This window comes from Glycomyces buryatensis, from assembly GCF_004912275.1.
Classification (GTDB): domain Bacteria; phylum Actinomycetota; class Actinomycetes; order Mycobacteriales; family Micromonosporaceae; genus Glycomyces; species Glycomyces buryatensis.
The window spans coordinates 46,573-62,804 of record NZ_STGY01000083.1 but is presented as its reverse complement, the minus strand read 5'-3'; the positions used below and the strand labels follow the sequence as shown (position 1 = coordinate 62,804).

Below are 16,232 nucleotides of genomic sequence, written 5' to 3'. Positions count from 1 at the left end.
GCGTGCCTTTCTATCGGACGGAGACGTGGACGTGGTTGGTGTGGTCGGCGGCGGGGGTGCCGTTGGCGCCGGAGTAGGACTTCCAGCCGCTTGAGGGCGACCAGAACTCGCGGTACCAGATGACGTATTCGATGCCGAGGGCGTCGGCGTTGTTGACGTACCAGGCGGCGAGCTGGTCGCCGTAGGCCTTGTCGTCGCCCCCGGCGTCGACGTCTTCGAAGCCGCCGGAGGCCGCGGCGAAGTCGCAGGCCCTGCCGAGCGGGTGTTCGCCGCCGCCGCTACCGCGGTAGCAGGACACGTAGCGGTCGAAGCCGGCTTCCTTGGTCTCGTTGTAGACGTGAAGGGTGCGAGGGGTCAGGCACCCGCTGGTGGTGGGATCGTCCTCGGAGCACGATTCGGACGGGAGTGATCCGTCGGAGTTGCGGGGGACGGGGTCGGCGGCGGGGGCGCCGCCGTCGGATCCGGGCCCGGCGGCGTTCTCGGCCTGGAGTTCCTCCAGTTTCTCCTCGAGGTCGTCGGCGGCTTCCTCGGCCTCTTCGAGGGCGGCCTCGGCGGCTTGGACCTCGTCGGCGTGGGCGTCTTGCTCGGCTTCGAGCTGGGCGAGCAGTTCGCCGGCGTCGGCCACGACGGCGGCCCGCTGGTCGGCGAGGTAGCCGGTGAAGGTGAGGGCGGCGACCATTTCATCGGGGTTGTCGGCGGCGAGGGTCGCGGCCGTGGTCTGCAGTTCGCCCTCGGTGTAGAGGTAGATGGCGTATTCGTTGAGCTCGGTTTGCAGGGCGGCGAGTTCGGCTTCGGTGTCCTCGATCTGGGCGGCCAGTTCGTCTCCGCGTGCTTCGGTGGCATCGACTTCGTCTTCGGCGTCGGCGACGGCGCTGATGGCGTCGGCGAGGTCGGATTCGAGGGTCTCCTCGTCCGGTTCGGCCGCTGCGGGCGCCGGCAGGAGGACTAGGAGCGCGGCGATGCACGCGATGGGGAGGATGTTGGCTCGCACGGGAGCGGTCGCCTTCCAGAGGAGTGTGAGTCGGGTGGGTAGGTCAGTGTTTACTCAGGGTCGGGTGGTGGTGGGTAGGTCAGTTTCGGGTCGTGGTTGTTACAGGTCGAGGTCGATGACGAGGGGTGCGTGGTCGGAGGCGCCTTTGCCTTTGCGTTCGTTGCGGTCGACGTAGGCGTCGGCCACGGCGGTCTTGAATGCGGGGTTGGCGAGGGCGAGGTCGATGCGCAGGCCGCGGTTCTTGGGGAAGTCCAGGTTGCGGTAGTCCCAGTACGAGAACGGCCACTCGTGTTTGAGAGCGCGGGGGAAGACGTCGGCGAGGCCGATCGATTCGACGGCGGTGAGCGCGTCGCGTTCGGGTTTGGTGATGTGGGTGGTGCCGGCCCATTCCTCGACCGACCAGATGTCGTCGTCACTCGGGCAGACGTTGAAGTCGCCCAGTACCGCGAACGGCACCTTGCCCGCGGCGCCGGCCTTCACGGTCTCGGCGAGGGCGTCGAAGAACGCGAGCTTGTAGGCGAAGTGCGGGTGGTCGACCTCGCGTCCGTTGGGGACGTAGACGGACCAGACACGGACGCCGCCGCAGGTCGCCGCGATCGCACGCGACTCGACCTGGCCGTCATAGGCGGGCTGCGAGTCCAGGCCGCGCTGGACGTCGGCCAGTCCGACGCGGGAGAGGATGGCGACGCCGTTCCAGCGGCCGTCGCCGGCCGCGGCGATTTCGTATCCGGCCGCGGCGAGTGCTTCGGCGGGGACGTCGGCTTCGGCGCACTTGAGTTCCTGGAGGCACACCACGTCGGGCTCGGTCGATTCCAGCCAGAGCAGGAGACGCTCCAGGCGGGCTTTGAGCGAGTTGATGTTCCAGGTGGCCACGCGCATGGGCCTCACGATACCCGCCACGGTGCGTTAGTGTCTCCGGCCCGTCTCAGGGCGCGGCCGGCGTCGCAGGTTCCACTGTGGGGTCGTCACTGTGTGTGCGGGCTGCGTTTTCGGGCTTCGGCCCGACGGCGACGGCGAGGAGGCCGAAGCCGACGGTGATGGTGAAGGCCGGGACGGCGACGCCGGAGTCGTTAATGGCGAAGCCGATGACGGCGGCGGTGGTCAATCCGATGACGGCCGCGGCGGTGACGTCCGAGGAGATCGGGCCGCGTCGCTTCCAGATGACGATGGCCCCGCAGACGGCGGCGACGCACAGCCACGTCAAGGGTGATCCGATGGTGCCGAGCGCGGCCGCGGCCTTGCGCAGCAGGATCTCGCCGGCCGAGCCTTCGAGGACGGTGCCGACGAATCGGCCCAGGTGGGTCTGGTCGGCCTCGGGCCGCAGGTAGTCCAGGACGCCGGCGATGATGAACAGCGCGGCGGCCGCCCCGCACGCGGCGGCGATCGCACCGATCGACAGCCGCCGGCCCCAGAGCTTGAGGCAGGCCAGGACGGCGGCAGCGGCGATCGTGGGAATGCCGCCCATGTCGCGCCCGAGGGTGGGAGCGCCGACGATGACGACGGCGCACACCGCCAGCAGGACCGGGCCGATGTATCTGGCGCGGCCCCGCCACGGGATGAGGCACATCAGGAGGATGACGGCGGCGGCGAACACGGCGGAGGTGTAGTTGCCCAGGCCGGTGAACCGGGCCCCGGCCTGCGCCGTATACCCCATGGGGGTGTGCAGCGGCCAGGTTGCGCCCGACACCTGGTCGATCGCGATCAAACCGGCCGTGGCCCCCGCGACCAGCAGCGCCGGCCGCGGCCCCGAACGCAGGCCCGGCAGCCACGTCAGGGCACAGACGAGACCGGCGACACCGACGATGATCGCCCAGAACACGAGCTCGGCATTCCCGGCGCGCCACCAGGGCGGAATCCCGGCCGCGACACCGGCCAAAGGCACCGCCGCGACGAACACGCAGACACTGCGGCACGTGCGCCGCCACTTCGCCGATCCGACCAGCAGCCACACCGCCGCACCGATCGCGATCGACCCGGCCGCGGCCAGCGCGGCATAGAACTTCCACCCCACTTCTGCGACGGCCGTGGACGCGGCCGTCTCATCGGTGCCCGCTCGGACCGCCTCTGCGGCGGTGCGGCCCTCATCGGCCAAGACATCGATCGGCCGCCCCGACATCGACGCAGGGACGTCGCCGCCGATCGCGGCCAGCGCGGTCGGGCCGAGGTCGACCAGCTGCACATAGCCGGCCCGGCCGGTCGTGGCCGAGGTCGCTTCACCGGTTTCGACGCCGTACCCCGAATACAGGACGGGATGGAGCGAGGAAGGCGCCGAGGCGTCGGCGAGCCCCGCGACGACCAGCTGCCAATCCTCGGGCATCACCTCGGTCACCGCACCCACCGCCTCATCGGCCGCCGCGGCCGCACGTGCGCGGACGGGGTCCGGTTCGGGAGCGATCTCCCCGGCGTCCTCGGGCGCGGGCGTGGCGGTCTCGTCCGTGCCGACGTCGGTGTCGTCCTCACCGATCGCGTCGTAGTCGGTGGCGGTATCGGGCGCATTGCCATCCGAGTCACCGACGATGATGCCGGGGTCGACAATGACGACGTCGCACGTGTTCATGGCCTCGGGCAGACGCTCGAGGTCCGCACCCCAGTAGGTGAGATTGCCTTCAGGGTCGGCCGCGGCCAGCGCCGCGCCGTTCCCGATCGCGGCCACACACGTGCCGTCGCGCACCGGGGGCACCTCCTCCCCGGCGATCTCGGCCTCTTCGGCGGCGACCCGCTGATCCTCCGCGTACATGCCGACCGCTTCGGAGAGCGAACCCAGGCGGGCCCCATAATTGAACGCCGAGTTCGCCTCCACCAGACCGGGATAGCGCTCGACCGTCCACCCACCCCCGGATTCGACCGGCGCGGGAATCTGCGACTGCGCCGCGCACTGGGCGTCACGCGGCGCCAGGCCCCCGGCCCGCTCCCCCGCACCCAGACTCGCCCACCCGGCCTCAGGGCACGTCCACGACCCGATGGTGCGCACACTCATCGACCCCGAAGCGCCACTACCGGCCAGATCCCACATGTTCGGCGTATTCGACTCATCGATGTCGGTCCACGCCAGGCCCGGGACGCCGACGAGGAGAATCCCCCCAGCCTGATCCTCGGGTTCATCGGCCGCCCCGGCAGGAGCGCCAGCGGCGAAGACGCCCACCAATACCACCCCCGCGGCGAACACCGCCCGCGTCAATCGCCCAGTCCGCCGCCGCACCGCCGCCTCAGTCATGGGACGTAGTCTATGGCCTCACCCCAAAGCCCCCCGGCCATCCCGCACCGGCCAATCTCCGCCACATCCGCCCCATCACTTCCATCGCCACCGCCACGCCGAGCGATAGGGTGGGCCGATGCGCACCATCGCCACCGCCAACGTCAACGGGATCCGCGCCGCCGCCAAAAAAGGCATCGTGCCCTGGCTCGAAACCACCGAAGCCGACGTCATCCTCCTCCAAGAGGTCCGCGCCGACGACACCCAAATCCCCGCCGAAGTCCGCTCCGCCGGCAACTGGCACTGGCACCTCGCCCCCTCCCTCACCGCCAAAGGCCGCGCCGGCGTCGCCGTCCTCACCCGCGAACCCCCCGAAGCCACCCGCATCGGATTCGGCTCCGACGAATTCGACACCGCCGGCCGCTACGCCGAAGTCGACCTCCCCGGCCTGACCGTCGCCAGCCTCTACCTCCCCTCAGGCGAAACCGCCACACCCCGCCAAGAAGAGAAGGAACGGTTCATGGCCGCCTTCGCCGACTACCTCGCCGCCGCCGCCAAACGATGCACCGACGCCGGAAGAGAACTCCTCGTCTGCGGCGACTGGAACATCGCCCACAACGAAATCGACCTCAAAAACTGGCGCGGCAACAAAAAATCCGCCGGATTCCTCCCCGAAGAACGCGCCTGGCTCACCGAGCTCTACACCGTCCGCGGCTTCGTCGACGTCGTCCGCCACCTCCACCCCGACACCGAAGGCCCCTACTCCTGGTGGTCCTACCGCGGCCGCGCCTTCGACAACGACACCGGATGGCGCATCGACCTCCACGTCGCCACCCCCAACCTCGCCGCCGCCGCCACCAGCGCCCGCGTCGAACGCGCACCCTCCCACGACACCCGCTGGTCCGACCACGCACCCGTCCTCGTGACCTACGACAAGTGACCCGGCTCGACATTCCCACAGCGACCAGGCACCATTGACCGTTGTGAGCCTCATCGACTACCTGCCCAAGTCCTCCTCCCCCGAACCCGACGACGTCTACACCGCGTTCGCCTCCTGGGCCGAGGACTCCGGCATCGTCCTATACGAACACCAAGAAGAGGCCCTCCTCGCCATCTGCTCCGGCGAAAACGTCATCGTCGCCACCCCCACCGGCTCCGGCAAATCCCTCATCGCCGCCGCAGCCCACTTCAACGCCCTCGCAAACCAGCGCACCTCCTTCTACACCGCCCCCATCAAAGCCCTCGTGTCCGAGAAGTTCTTCGAACTGTGCGAACAATTCGGCACCGACAACGTCGGCATGCTCACCGGCGACGCCGCCGTCAACCCCGACGCCCCCCTCATCTGCTGCACCGCCGAAATCCTCGCCAACCTCGCCCTCCGCGAAGGCGCCGACCTCGACTGCGACTCCGTCGTAGCAGACGAATTCCACTTCTACTCAGAACCCGACCGCGGCTGGGCCTGGCAAGTCCCCCTCCTCGAACTGAACCGCGCCCAATTCACCCTCATGTCAGCCACCCTCGGCGACACCACCTTCTTCGAAAAAGACCTCACCCGCCGCACCCGACGCGACACCACCCTCATCGCAGGCGCCACCCGCCCCGTACCCCTCGACTACGAATGGCGCGCCACCCCCCTCCACGAAACCGTCGAAAACCTCGTCAACCACGACCGCGCACCTGCCTACATCGTCCACTTCACCCAAGCCGCCGCCCTCGAAACCGCCCAAGCCCTCGCCAGCCTCAAACTCATCGACAAAGACGCCAAAACCGCCATCGGCACCGCCCTCGGCGGATTCCGCTTCACCACCAAATTCGGCCAAACCCTCTCCCGCCTCGTCCGAGCCGGCATCGGCGTCCACCACGCCGGCATGCTCCCCAAATACCGCAGGCTCGTCGAACGCCTCGCCCAACAAGGCCTCCTCAAAATCATCTGCGGCACCGACACCCTCGGCGTCGGCATCAACGTCCCCATCCGCACCGTCGTCTTCACCGGACTCGCCAAATACGACGGACGCCGCACCCGCCGCCTCCGCGCCCGCGAATTCCACCAAATCGCCGGCCGCGCCGGACGAGCCGGATTCGACACCCAGGGCTACGTCGTCTGCCAAGCCCCCGAACACGTCATCGAAAACACCAAAGCCGAAGCGAAATTCGGACTCGACCCCAAAAAACGCAAGAAAATGGCCAAGAAGAAGGCCCCCGAAGGCTTCGTCGGCTGGTCCGAAGAAACCTTCACCGGCCTCTCCACCGCCGAACCCGAAGCACTCACCAGCCGCATGCACATGAGCCACGCCATGCTCATCAACCTCCTCGCCCGCCCCGGCAACACCTTCAACCACATCCGAACCCTCATCGAAGACTCACACGCCGACCGCACCACCCAACTCAAAATGGCCCGCACCGCCCTCACCATCGCACGCACCCTCCGCGACGCCGGCATCATCGAACTCGCCGACGGCCACGTCCGCCTCACCGTCGACCTCCCCGACCACTTCGCCCTCAACCAACCACTCGCCCCATTCGCGCTGGCGGCGTTGGAGCTGCTGGACACCGACGGCGAGGAGTACGCGATGGAGGTCGTCTCCATTGTCGAGGCCACCCTGGAGGGGCCGGGCCAGATCCTGGCCGCCCAGCGCAGCAAGGCCAAGGGCGAGGCGATCAATGCGATGAAGGCCGAGGGCCTGGACTACTACGACCGCATGAACCAGCTCGACGACGAGGAGATCGACTACCCCAAGCCGCTCGCCGAGCTGCTCGAGGAGGCCTTCGACGCCTATCGGATCTCGCACCCGTGGGCCGCGGACTACTCGCTCGAGCCCAAGTCGATCCTGCGCGAGATCTGGGAGGGCCACATGAGCTTCGGCGAGTACATCGCCCTCTACAGCCTCCCGCGCGCCGAAGGCCTGCTGCTGCGGTACCTCTCCAGTGCCTACAAGGCCCTGATCCAGACCCTCCCCGAGGACATCGGCGGCGAGGAACTTGACGACCTCACCACCTGGCTGGGCGAGACCATTCGCCAGACCGACTCCTCGCTCATCAACGAGTGGGAGCAGCTGACCAACCCCGCCGAGGACGACGACATCGACGTCGGCCGCCCCAACCGGGCCTTCACCGACAATGAACGCGCCTTCAAGATCGCCGTGCGCAACACCGTCTTCCGGCACGTCGAACTGGCCGCGAACGACCGCGTGGATGCTTTGACGGCGCTCGAGACCGGCTGGCCCGCATCGAAGTGGGACGCCTCCCTGGAGCGCTACTTCGAGGCCCACGACGACATCGGGACCACCACGAAGTCCCGCTCGGACGCGTTCCTCGACATCGAGAAGACTGGGCGCACCTGGAACGTCCGCCAGGTCATCGACGACCCGGCCGAGGACCGCGACTGGGCGATGACCTTCACCGTCGACCTGGACGCCTCGGACGAGACCGGCTCCGTGGTCATGTCGATAGAGGACTTCACCGACTAGGCAAGGGACACAACGAGTACCCGAGGGTTGGTACCCTCGCGCGGTGACCCCTCTGCTCCCCTCGGCAGGTTCGCTACCTGTGTCCCTGCGCGCCCGCTGGGCCGTCATCCTCATTGCCGTCGGCGTCCTCATCGCCTGGAACACCGACTGGCGGCACATTTACGACGCCTACCGGGGCGCCACCTATCCCGACTCCAGCCGGACCTACGAGTGGCACGAAGACGACCTCGATAATGAAGCCCGCACCGCTGCGTTCACCGTCCCCAATTCCGATCACACGCTCGAATTCGACTGGGCCGCACCGCTGACGATCACCCACATCCGCTTGGAGGTCTACGAAGACGCCTTCGGGACCGGATTCCGTCTCGGCGTCGCCGCCGACTCGACCACCGAGGGCGGACCCAACTGCCTCAACGCCCGTGTCACCGGGGACGGCGAGACCACCACCGCGGACTGGTGCATCCGATCCGACCAGCACCGGCCGATCGATATGGCGGAATTCCTCGGCAAAGAGTCCGATGACGACGACCAGTGGGCGCCTGACTCGTTGTACATCACCCAGACCGCGAACCTCGATCCCGCCGCCTTCAACTCTGCGACCCAGGTCGACTACTTCGGTTTCGGTCTGGACACCGGCAACTCCTTTGAGTCCGGTCTCTGGGGGCCGCACCCGGGCTCGATCCAGGGCGCCGCCCTGCACGACGGGCAATGCCCGAACCCGGGGCTCGTCGCTCAGCTCGATGACATCCATCTCTCAGATCGCTACACCGATCCCGCCGAACACCAAGGGCACATCGAATACACCCGCGATCGCGAATCGGCCTATCCCGAAGAACACCGCCTCTACAGCGCCGCCTGCCACCCCGCGAACAGAGAAATGATGCTCGACGCCAGCGCCTTCGACCCCTTCCAAGACCACCGGCCCATCCCGCTGAGCACGGTGTTCCGCTACAACGCCAGCTACAGCGAGCCGCAACCGCTGCGGACCGTCCTCGTCGTGGACGTCCGTTCCTGCGATGCCACGTTGGAGCGCTGCACCAGTGACGACCCGAAATACGACCACGGCTTCAACGAGGGCACCGGGCGCAACTGGATGGCCGCGCTCCTCGACACCTGAGACAATCGCCCGGTGCTCACCGACCCGCGCCACTCCCCCATCGGCACTCCCACCGCATGGCAGGCCCTGACCCACAACGCCGCCAACGAGGCCACCGGAGGCATCTGGCGCGTCTCCGGCTCCGGCGGCACCGCGATCCTCAAGGTCGCCACGCCCCCAAGCGAATCCGACGGTCAATGGGCCGCCTCCGACGACCCCCGTCACTGGAACTACTGGAAGCGCGAATATCTCGCCTACTCGACCGGCGCGACCACCGCATACGGCGAGGGCACCACAATCAGCGCGCCGCGCCTGCTCGCCGCCGGTCCCCGCGCGGACGGCGCCCTGGAGCTGTGGCTCGAGGACGCGGACGGCACTCCCGGGCAGGATTGGTCCGTTGACCGGCTCGCGGACTTCGCCGAACAGCTTGGTCTCGCCCAGGCCCGCCATGTCGGAACCGCGTCCCAACCTTGGCATTCGCGGCAGTGGCTGCGCCAGTACGCCGGCCGCCACGACTACCGCGATATCGACTGGGACGCACCGAAAGCCGCCGAACACTGGCCGGACGAGCTGCGTTCGGGGCTTCGCTCGGTCTGGGAGCGGCGCACCGACCTGTTCGACCTCGTCGAGTCGCTTCCGCAGACGCTCTGCCATCTCGACGTGTGGCCCATGAACCTCGCCACTCGGGGCGACGAGCCGGTCCTGCTCGACTGGTCCTTTTTCGGTTCCGGCGCCATCGGCGAGGACATCGCCAATCTCATCGCCGACACCTTCCTCGACGGGCTTCAACCCGTCGGGCTCCTCCCCGAGGTCGAATCCGCCCTCACCGACGCCTACCTCGCAGGGCTCGCCGCGGGCGGGTACCGGGATGAGGCCGCCACGCGGAAGGCCATCGCCGCTTCCGGAGCGGCCAAGTACGCTTGGCTCGCCCCGATGATGCTGAGTCGCCTCGCCTCCGGCCAGTCCACCGGCAGCGTCAGCTACGACACCGATTCAGGCGACGACGCCGTCCTGGCCCGCCGCCGACCGATCTTCGAGATGATCACCGCCTGGGCGCGGACCGCGCTCGACACCTGAGAGGAGACCGCCATGCCCGTGTATGTCGCCACCGACATCACCATTCCCGACGCCGAGCTGCATTGGCGGTTCTCGCGTTCGTCCGGGCCCGGCGGGCAGGGCGTCAACACCACCGATTCGCGGGTGGAGCTCGTATTCGACCTGGCCGGGACCAGGTCGCTTCCGGAAGCGCTGCGGGAACGGGCGCTGACGCGCCTGGCCGATCGTCTCGTTGACGGGTCGATCGTGATCGCGGCTTCGGAGTTTCGGTCGCAGCTGCGCAATCGGCAGGCCGCCTCCGAGCGTCTGGGTGAGTTGCTGCGCAAGGCGATCGCGGCGCCCCCGCCGAAGCGGCGGGCCACGAAGCCGACCAAGGGGTCGCAGCGCCGACGCCTGGAGGGCAAGCGCCGGCGTTCGCAGGTCAAGCGGCTGCGCCGCGACACCTCTGACTAGGCCGTGTCGGTTAAGACATGGTGATGGCGATATTGCCGCGGGCGCGGTGGCTTGCCATGGGCGCGACTGCCTTCGGGGTCTCCGCGTGCGGGAACAAGCCTTTGTCCTCGCTGCTGTGATGGCCGCTGATCGCGGCGCAGAATCCGCGGTAGAACACGAGCAGGTCCTGCCCCTCGGGCACCTCGATATCGCCGTCGATCGAGCTGCGTGCGAGGTCCATCGCGGCCCTCAGGCGATGATGGACCTCGCGCAGTTGGGTGCTGAACGCGACGATCCGGTTGGACTCGGAACTCAAGGTCGGCCTCTTTACGCCTCGGGGAGCGGTTCGCCGAAGACCGGGACGCCGCCCTCGAAGCCGAACGGCTGGATGCGGCAGTGCCGGTCGGGGTTGTCGAGCGGGTCGCCCTCGATCTTCTCGTAGGAGCGGGCGTGGAAGACGAGGATATCGGCGCCGTCCTCGTCGACGGTGAAGGCATTGTGGCCGGGCCCGTAGATCCCATTGGCCTCGCTGGTGGTGAACACCGGGACCGGGCTCTTGGTCCAGGAGGCGGCGTCCAGCAGGTCGGCACCGGCGTCGGCGCTGAGGAGGCCGACGCAGTATTCGGCGCCGGTGGCCGAGGCCGAGTAGGTGACGAAGACCTTGCCGTCGCGTTCGATCGCGTAGGGGCCCTCGTTGACGGCGAAGCCGATGGTCTCCCAGTCGAGTTCGGGGCGGGTGAGCTCGACGGGGGTCCCGGTGATGGTCCAGGGGTTCTCGAGCTCGGCCAGGAAGAGGCTGGTGTTGGAGTCGGCCAGTTCGGGGTTGTGCTGGGCCCAGCACAAGTACCGCTTGCCATTCACGGCGAAGGTGGTGGCGTCCAGGGAGAACGAGTCGATCGGGGTGGTGATCTGGCCCTTCTCGGTCCATTCGCCTTCGAGCGGGTTGGCGCCCCGGTTCTCCAGGACGTACATCCGGATGCGCCACACGTCGGCGGTCTCGGACCCGGCATCCCCGGCGGCGAAGTAGACGTACCAGGCGCCGTCGACGAAGTGGATCTCCGGGGCCCAGATGTGCGAACCCATCGGGCCCGCTTCGTGGACGGTCCAGATCGTGCGCTCCTCGGCCTCGCGCAGGCCGTCAAGAGTGTCGGCGCCGCGCAGAATGATCCGGTCGTAGGCCGGGACGGTCCCGGTGAAGTAGTAGCGCCCGTCCTCGTGCCGCAGAATCTGCGGATCGGCCCGCTCCTCGATGAAGGGATTACGGTGACCGTTCACATTTTCGTGGTTCGACATCGACTTACCTTTCTGTACATCCTGATAACTCAAACTGACGGGAGCTCGACGCGCAGCTCCCCGGCGTCCTCGACCACCGCGGCCCCGGCCGTCTGACCGGCCAGCCACGCCTCGAACGCCACCGCATCCGCGCACGCCAGGTCGAAGGCGACCCGCGGACCGAAGTCCACTTCCAGCAGCCGCACGTCCTCGCGCGAACGCAGCAGACCCTCCAGGCTCCCGGCCAGACCGTAGTCGACCGCGACCCGCAGCCGCGGCCAGGTCGCCAGCGCGACCAGCCGCGCCGAGTCCAACGCGTGCGAGACCGCGCCGCCGTAAGCGCGCAGCAGCCCGCCGGCACCGAGCTTGACCCCGCCGAAATACCGTGTCACGACCGCGAGAACGTCGGTCATGTCGCGACCGCGCAATACCTCCAGCATCGGAGCTCCGGCGGTCCCGGCCGGCTCGCCGTTGTCGGCCGACCGCGCGATCGCCCCGTCATCGAGGACGTAGGCGGTGCAGTTGTGGCTGGCATCCCAGTGCGCCTTGCGGTGCCCGGCGATCCGCTCACGGGCCTCGCCATCGGTCGCCACCCGGTAGAGAGTGCACACGAACCGGGACTTGTTGACAATCGTCTCGGACGTGAGCTCGGCGGCCGCGATGGTGTGCACGATGCGTCAGCCTACGACACCGTGCTCCCAGGCCCACGCCGCAATCTCCACGCGGTTGCGGCGCTGGAGCTTGGCGCGGATGGCCTCCAGGTGCGTCTTGACCGTGGAGACGGACACGAAGAGAGTCTCGGCGATCTCGGCATTGGTCTTGCCGCGCGCGACGAGTTCGACGACGTCGAGTTCGCGCTCGGTCAGGATGTCCTTCGCGCCCGGCCCCGCCGCCACCGGCTCGGTCAACCGCTCCAGCAGCCGCACCGTCACCGACGGCGAAACCAGTGACTCGCCGCTCGCGGCCGCACGCACCGCCTCGACCAGCAGGGTCGGGCCGGAGTCTTTGAGCAGAAATCCGGTCGCACCCGACCGCAGCGCACCGTAGACGTACTCGTCGGTATCGAAGGTCGTCACCACCACGATCCTGGGGCCGGTGCCGTTCGCACCGGCCAGCAGCGTCCGGGTGGCCTCGAGGCCGTCGAGACGCGGCATGCGAATGTCGAACAGGCACACGTCGGGGCGGAGCTTGCGAGCCGCGGCGACCGCCGCGACCCCGTCGGCGGCGTCCGCCACGACTTCCATATCGGGCTGGGCGTCGATGATGGCGCGAAACCCCGCCCGCACCATCTCCTGATCGTCCGCGATCAACACTCGGATTGTCACAACAGAAGGTTAGCTGGCGGCACCGACCAGTTCGAGCTCGCCGGTGATGTGCGGTTCGACGTACACCGGCGGTGAGGAGGCCGGCTCGACGTAGACGGGCTCACTGTGAGCCGCTTCGGCGTAGACGGAATCGCGGTAGACCGGCTCAGCGAACTCCGGCTCGGCGAATTCGGCCAAGGCGGACTGGGCGACGAGCGGCTCGAACACGGCGGCGGCCGGCTCGGCCTCCGCCGAGGCCGCGGCGGCCAGCGCGGCCCGCCAGTGCACGAAGAGCGTGCCGAAGATGATCACGAGCCAGGCGGTCTGGAGCAGGATCAGGCCCCAGTCGAGGCCCATGACGGCCGAACCCAGCAGCGTGCCGCTGGCACCGACGAGCATCAGCAGCGCCACCGGCTCGGTGGCCTTGAGCCGGTTGGTCTGGACCAGCAGGTACTGGACGATGGAGAGGACAGCTCCGATGAGCTGCAGCGCGAGACGGAAGTCGGAGAACTCCATGACCTTTTCTTTGGGAACGCAGGTATTTTCAGGAGGCAGGGTTGTTCGCGCGAAGTGCTCGACGAGCACTCACGTGGGGAGAGAGGTGTGAAGCGGCCTAGACCGTGGGGGCGGCCTGGTCGGCCGGACGGCTCCGGGCGCAGATCACCGCGCGTGAACCGCGCAGCACCCTGGTCTGGAGCGACCCGCAGACGCACCGGGTCCACATGGTCACGCCCGACGGCGTGGGATGCACCGATACGGTAGTCACGGGATCGTCATCGGGCCAACCACAAAATGGGCAGCGTTGCATGGCCGTTCCTCCTCACAGGGTTCCGGGAAAAAATAAGGATTGTGCACGGTTCGCCCGCGCTATATCGAGCGTAGGACCTCATTCCAGCGGGGGACAACACCGGCGCCGCGCGAGTTTGCGAAACTCATCGTGAAGTGAAGGCTTAATCATCGGGGGTGCGTCCGTGATCGACTTGCGTCGTCTGCATGTGCTGCGGGCTATCGCCCACCACGGGACCGTCTCGGGGGCGGCGAAGTCCCTGCATATGTCGACTTCCGCCGCCTCACAGCAGATCCGTCTACTGTCCAAAGAGCTCGGTGTGCCATTGCTGGAGCCGGTGGGCCGCCGGGTCCGGCTGTCCTCGGCCGCCCAGGTACTGCTTGCTCACATCGACGCGATCGAGGCCATGTGGCGCCTGGCCGAGGCCGAACTCCAGGCGACTGAGGGCGAACCCTCGGGGCTGTTGCGGTTGTGCGGCTTCCCGACCGCGATCGCGACGCTGCTGGCGCCGCTGGTCGACCGGGCCCGCGACCGCTTCCCGGCCCTGGAACTGCGCCTGCGGGAGACCGAGGCCTCGGAGAGCTTCGACCTGCTCTTCGCGGGCGAGGCCGACCTGGCGCTGGTGGAGGCCACCCCGGACAATCCGCCGCCGGAGGACATTCGCTTCGATTCGCAGACGGTGTTCAACGACCCGTTCGACCTGGTCGTGCCGAGTGCCAATTCGTACGGCTCGCACAAGGAGGTGGACCTGCGGGAGCTCGAGCGCGAACCGTGGGTCCTGGGCGTGCCCGGGTCGATACACCGCCGCCACGTGCTGACGGCCTGCTCGAACGCGGGGTTCCGGCCTACCGTCGTCGGTGAGGCTCGCGAATGGACGGTCATCGCGATCATGGTGGCGCACCAGATGGGTGTGGCGCTCATCCCCCGCCTGGTCGACTTGCCGCCGCACCTGGATTTGGTACGGGTGCCCGTCAGCGGTCCGTTCACGCCGTTCCGGCATTTCCGGGCGGTCACGCTGCGCGGGGGCCAGCGGCGCCCGGCGGTCGCGGCGGTCATGGAGCTGCTCGACGAGTTCGTGCGCGAGGCCGAGGGCATCGCTCCGGCCGAGGAGGTCGAAGAGGTCCCGGATCGGGGCTGAGCCCGCAATGGCCCCAAGACATTCCTCGGTGGGCCGGAATCGTCGGGCTCGAACGGCCCTGCCGGGCGGGGAGCTCCGTTAGTCTGGCGCCATGTTCGAAAGCGTGCAAGGTCCCCCGCCCGCGACGGCGCCGGTCCACCTGCGGGTGCGCGGCGGCACCAAGCTCTCGGGGTCCATCGACGTCAAGACCTCCAAGAACGCCGGCGTCGCGCTGCTGTGCGCGAGCCTGCTGAACAAGGGCACCACCACGCTGCGGCGGGTGGCCCGCATCGAGGAGGTCAACCGGATCCTGCGGGTCCTGGCGAGCATGGGCGTGCAGTACCGCTGGCTCGGCGAGGACGGCGACCTGGAGCTGACGCCGCCCGACCGCCTGGACCTGTCGCGCATCGACGCCGACGCGGCCCGCCGCACCCGATCGATCATCATGTTCCTCGGCCCGCTCCTGCACGACTACCCCGAGTTCGAACTGCCCTTCGCCGGCGGCTGCGACCTCGGTGACCGGACCGTCGAGCCGCACATGGTGGCGCTGCGACGCTTCGGGCTGTCGGTCGAGACCTCGCACGGGTGCTACCACGCCTCGGTCAAGGAGCCCGGCGACACCACCTCGATCGTGCTGACCGAACGCGGGGACACCGTCACCGAGAACGCGATCATGGCCGCCGCCCGGCACCCCGAGCCGACCACGATCCGCAATGCCTCCTGCAACTACATGGTCCAGGACCTGTGCTTCTACCTGGAGCAGTGCGGGGTGCGCATCGACGGGGTCGGGACGACCACGATCACCGTCCACGGCAAGCGGGACATCGACGTCGCCGTCGACTACGCGCCCTCCGAAGACCCGATCGAGGCCTGGAGCCTCATCTCGGCGGCGATCGTCACCGAATCGGAGATCACCGTGTGCCGGGTCCCGATCGAATTCGTCGAGATCGAACTCGCCTGCGCCGAGGAGATGGGCCTGCGCTACTCGACTGACGAGGAATACCTGGCAGCGAACGGCCGCACCCGCCTGGTCGACCTGACGGTCTACCCCTCGCGACTGCACGCCCCGATCGACAAGATCCACCCGATGCCCTTCCCGGGCCTCAATATCGACAACCTGCCGTTCTTCGCACTCATCGCCTCCTGCGCCGAGGGGTCGACCCTCATTCACGACTGGGTCTACGAGAACCGCGCGATCTATCTCACCGAGTTGAACCGGCTCGGCGCCCGGGTCCGCCTCCTCGATCCCCACCGGATCTATGTGGACGGACCGGTCCGCTGGTCGGGCGCCGAGGTCGTCTGCCCGCCCGCGCTGCGCCCTGCCGTAGTCCTGCTGCTGGCCATGCTGCGCGCCAAGGGAACCTCGGTACTGCGACACGTCAACGTCATCCACCGCGGCTACGAGCAGCTGGCCGAGCGCCTCATCCAACTCGGCGCCGAAATCGAGGTCTTCTACTCCGATGAACCTGTCTCGCGCGGAACAGCTCTGCCGCGCGAGTGACGCGTCCGACGTTCAT

At 68.3% G+C, this 16,232-nt stretch carries 16 protein-coding genes; 7 read left to right on the top strand and 9 right to left on the bottom strand.

The genetic code is table 11. The annotated features are described in order from the left end of the window. Positions 1 to 10: 10 nt before the first annotated feature. The 3 genes from FAB82_RS25065 to FAB82_RS25055 all read right to left on the bottom strand — a co-directional run bounded on the left by FAB82_RS25065 (position 11) and on the right by FAB82_RS25055 (position 4,205). Entirely contained in the window at positions 11 to 991 is a 981-nt protein-coding gene (locus FAB82_RS25065; RefSeq protein ID WP_136537302.1) for a VldE C-terminal domain-containing protein, read from the bottom strand. A 99-nt stretch (positions 992 to 1,090) separates the two neighbouring features. Then, on the bottom strand, positions 1,091 to 1,870 hold the full coding sequence (locus FAB82_RS25060; protein ID WP_136537301.1) for an exodeoxyribonuclease III: 780 nt from the start codon (positions 1,868 to 1,870) through the stop codon (positions 1,091 to 1,093). Positions 1,871 to 1,916: 46 nt separating this feature from the next. After that, positions 1,917 to 4,205 (bottom strand): hypothetical protein, encoded by a 2,289-nt coding sequence (locus FAB82_RS25055; protein WP_136537300.1) that lies wholly within the window; start codon positions 4,203 to 4,205, stop codon positions 1,917 to 1,919. A gap of 118 nt (positions 4,206 to 4,323) precedes the next feature. Here FAB82_RS25055 and FAB82_RS25050 point away from each other — a divergent pair, with 118 nt between their 5' ends. Genes FAB82_RS25050 through arfB form a run of 5 tightly spaced genes read left to right on the top strand, consistent with a single transcriptional unit; the run spans position 4,324 to position 10,256 of the window. Continuing rightward, positions 4,324 to 5,124, top strand: a complete 801-nt coding sequence (locus FAB82_RS25050) for an exodeoxyribonuclease III (protein ID WP_136537299.1) — start codon at positions 4,324 to 4,326, stop codon at positions 5,122 to 5,124. Positions 5,125 to 5,158: 34 nt separating this feature from the next. Then, a complete protein-coding gene (locus FAB82_RS25045) occupies positions 5,159 to 7,651 on the top strand; it encodes a DEAD/DEAH box helicase (protein ID WP_136537298.1) in 2,493 nt (830 codons plus the stop codon). A 43-nt stretch (positions 7,652 to 7,694) separates the two neighbouring features. After that, a complete protein-coding gene (locus FAB82_RS25040; protein ID WP_136537297.1) occupies positions 7,695 to 8,768 on the top strand; it encodes a hypothetical protein in 1,074 nt (357 codons plus the stop codon). Between the two features lie 12 nt (positions 8,769 to 8,780). Continuing rightward, a complete protein-coding gene (locus FAB82_RS25035; RefSeq protein WP_136537296.1) occupies positions 8,781 to 9,824 on the top strand; it encodes an aminoglycoside phosphotransferase in 1,044 nt (347 codons plus the stop codon). Positions 9,825 to 9,836: 12 nt separating this feature from the next. Continuing rightward, positions 9,837 to 10,256, top strand: a complete 420-nt coding sequence (arfB, locus tag FAB82_RS25030; RefSeq protein ID WP_136537295.1) for an alternative ribosome rescue aminoacyl-tRNA hydrolase ArfB — start codon at positions 9,837 to 9,839, stop codon at positions 10,254 to 10,256. Between the two features lie 10 nt (positions 10,257 to 10,266). On the opposite strand, the gene FAB82_RS25025 is transcribed toward arfB, so the two are convergent. The 6 genes from FAB82_RS25025 to FAB82_RS25000 form a co-directional block, all read right to left on the bottom strand. Then, positions 10,267 to 10,551: a hemerythrin domain-containing protein gene (locus FAB82_RS25025; protein WP_136537294.1), complete on the bottom strand. Its 285-nt coding sequence runs from the start codon at positions 10,549 to 10,551 to the stop codon at positions 10,267 to 10,269. An 11-nt stretch (positions 10,552 to 10,562) separates the two neighbouring features. Further along, positions 10,563 to 11,528, bottom strand: coding sequence for a glycoside hydrolase family 43 protein (locus FAB82_RS25020; RefSeq protein WP_136537293.1), 966 nt, complete (start codon positions 11,526 to 11,528; stop codon positions 10,563 to 10,565). 29 nt (positions 11,529 to 11,557) lie between these two features. Next, a complete protein-coding gene (locus FAB82_RS25015) occupies positions 11,558 to 12,178 on the bottom strand; it encodes an IMPACT family protein (protein WP_211116848.1) in 621 nt (206 codons plus the stop codon). 6 nt (positions 12,179 to 12,184) lie between these two features. Next, the gene (locus FAB82_RS25010; RefSeq protein ID WP_136537292.1) at positions 12,185 to 12,832 is read right to left on the bottom strand and encodes a response regulator; all 648 of its coding nucleotides are present in this window, start codon (positions 12,830 to 12,832) and stop codon (positions 12,185 to 12,187) included. Between the two features lie 9 nt (positions 12,833 to 12,841). Then, positions 12,842 to 13,327 (bottom strand): CBU_0592 family membrane protein, encoded by a 486-nt coding sequence (locus FAB82_RS25005; protein ID WP_136537291.1) that lies wholly within the window; start codon positions 13,325 to 13,327, stop codon positions 12,842 to 12,844. A gap of 97 nt (positions 13,328 to 13,424) precedes the next feature. Then, on the bottom strand, positions 13,425 to 13,577 hold the full coding sequence (locus tag FAB82_RS25000) for a hypothetical protein (protein ID WP_211116847.1): 153 nt from the start codon (positions 13,575 to 13,577) through the stop codon (positions 13,425 to 13,427). A gap of 205 nt (positions 13,578 to 13,782) precedes the next feature. Between FAB82_RS25000 and FAB82_RS24995 the strand changes: the two genes are divergently transcribed. After that, a complete protein-coding gene (locus tag FAB82_RS24995) occupies positions 13,783 to 14,736 on the top strand; it encodes a LysR family transcriptional regulator (RefSeq protein WP_136537289.1) in 954 nt (317 codons plus the stop codon). Between the two features lie 91 nt (positions 14,737 to 14,827). Next, on the top strand, positions 14,828 to 16,216 hold the full coding sequence (locus FAB82_RS24990) for a UDP-N-acetylglucosamine 1-carboxyvinyltransferase (protein ID WP_136537288.1): 1,389 nt from the start codon (positions 14,828 to 14,830) through the stop codon (positions 16,214 to 16,216). Positions 16,217 to 16,232: the final 16 nt, after the last annotated feature.

Excerpts from the sequence above, each read along its gene's own strand:
- FAB82_RS25050 (WP_136537299.1), top strand. The coding sequence starts at position 4,324 with ATGCGCACCATCGCCACCGCCAACGTCAACGGGATCCGCGCCGCCGCC.
- arfB (WP_136537295.1), top strand. The coding sequence starts at position 9,837 with ATGCCCGTGTATGTCGCCACCGACATCACCATTCCCGACGCCGAGCTG.
- FAB82_RS25020 (WP_136537293.1), bottom strand. The coding sequence starts at position 11,528 with ATGTCGAACCACGAAAATGTGAACGGTCACCGTAATCCCTTCATCGAG.
- FAB82_RS25005 (WP_136537291.1), bottom strand. The coding sequence starts at position 13,327 with ATGGAGTTCTCCGACTTCCGTCTCGCGCTGCAGCTCATCGGAGCTGTC.
- FAB82_RS25055 (WP_136537300.1), bottom strand. The coding sequence starts at position 4,205 with ATGACTGAGGCGGCGGTGCGGCGGCGGACTGGGCGATTGACGCGGGCG.
- FAB82_RS24990 (WP_136537288.1), top strand. The coding sequence starts at position 14,828 with ATGTTCGAAAGCGTGCAAGGTCCCCCGCCCGCGACGGCGCCGGTCCAC.
- FAB82_RS25060 (WP_136537301.1), bottom strand. The coding sequence starts at position 1,870 with ATGCGCGTGGCCACCTGGAACATCAACTCGCTCAAAGCCCGCCTGGAG.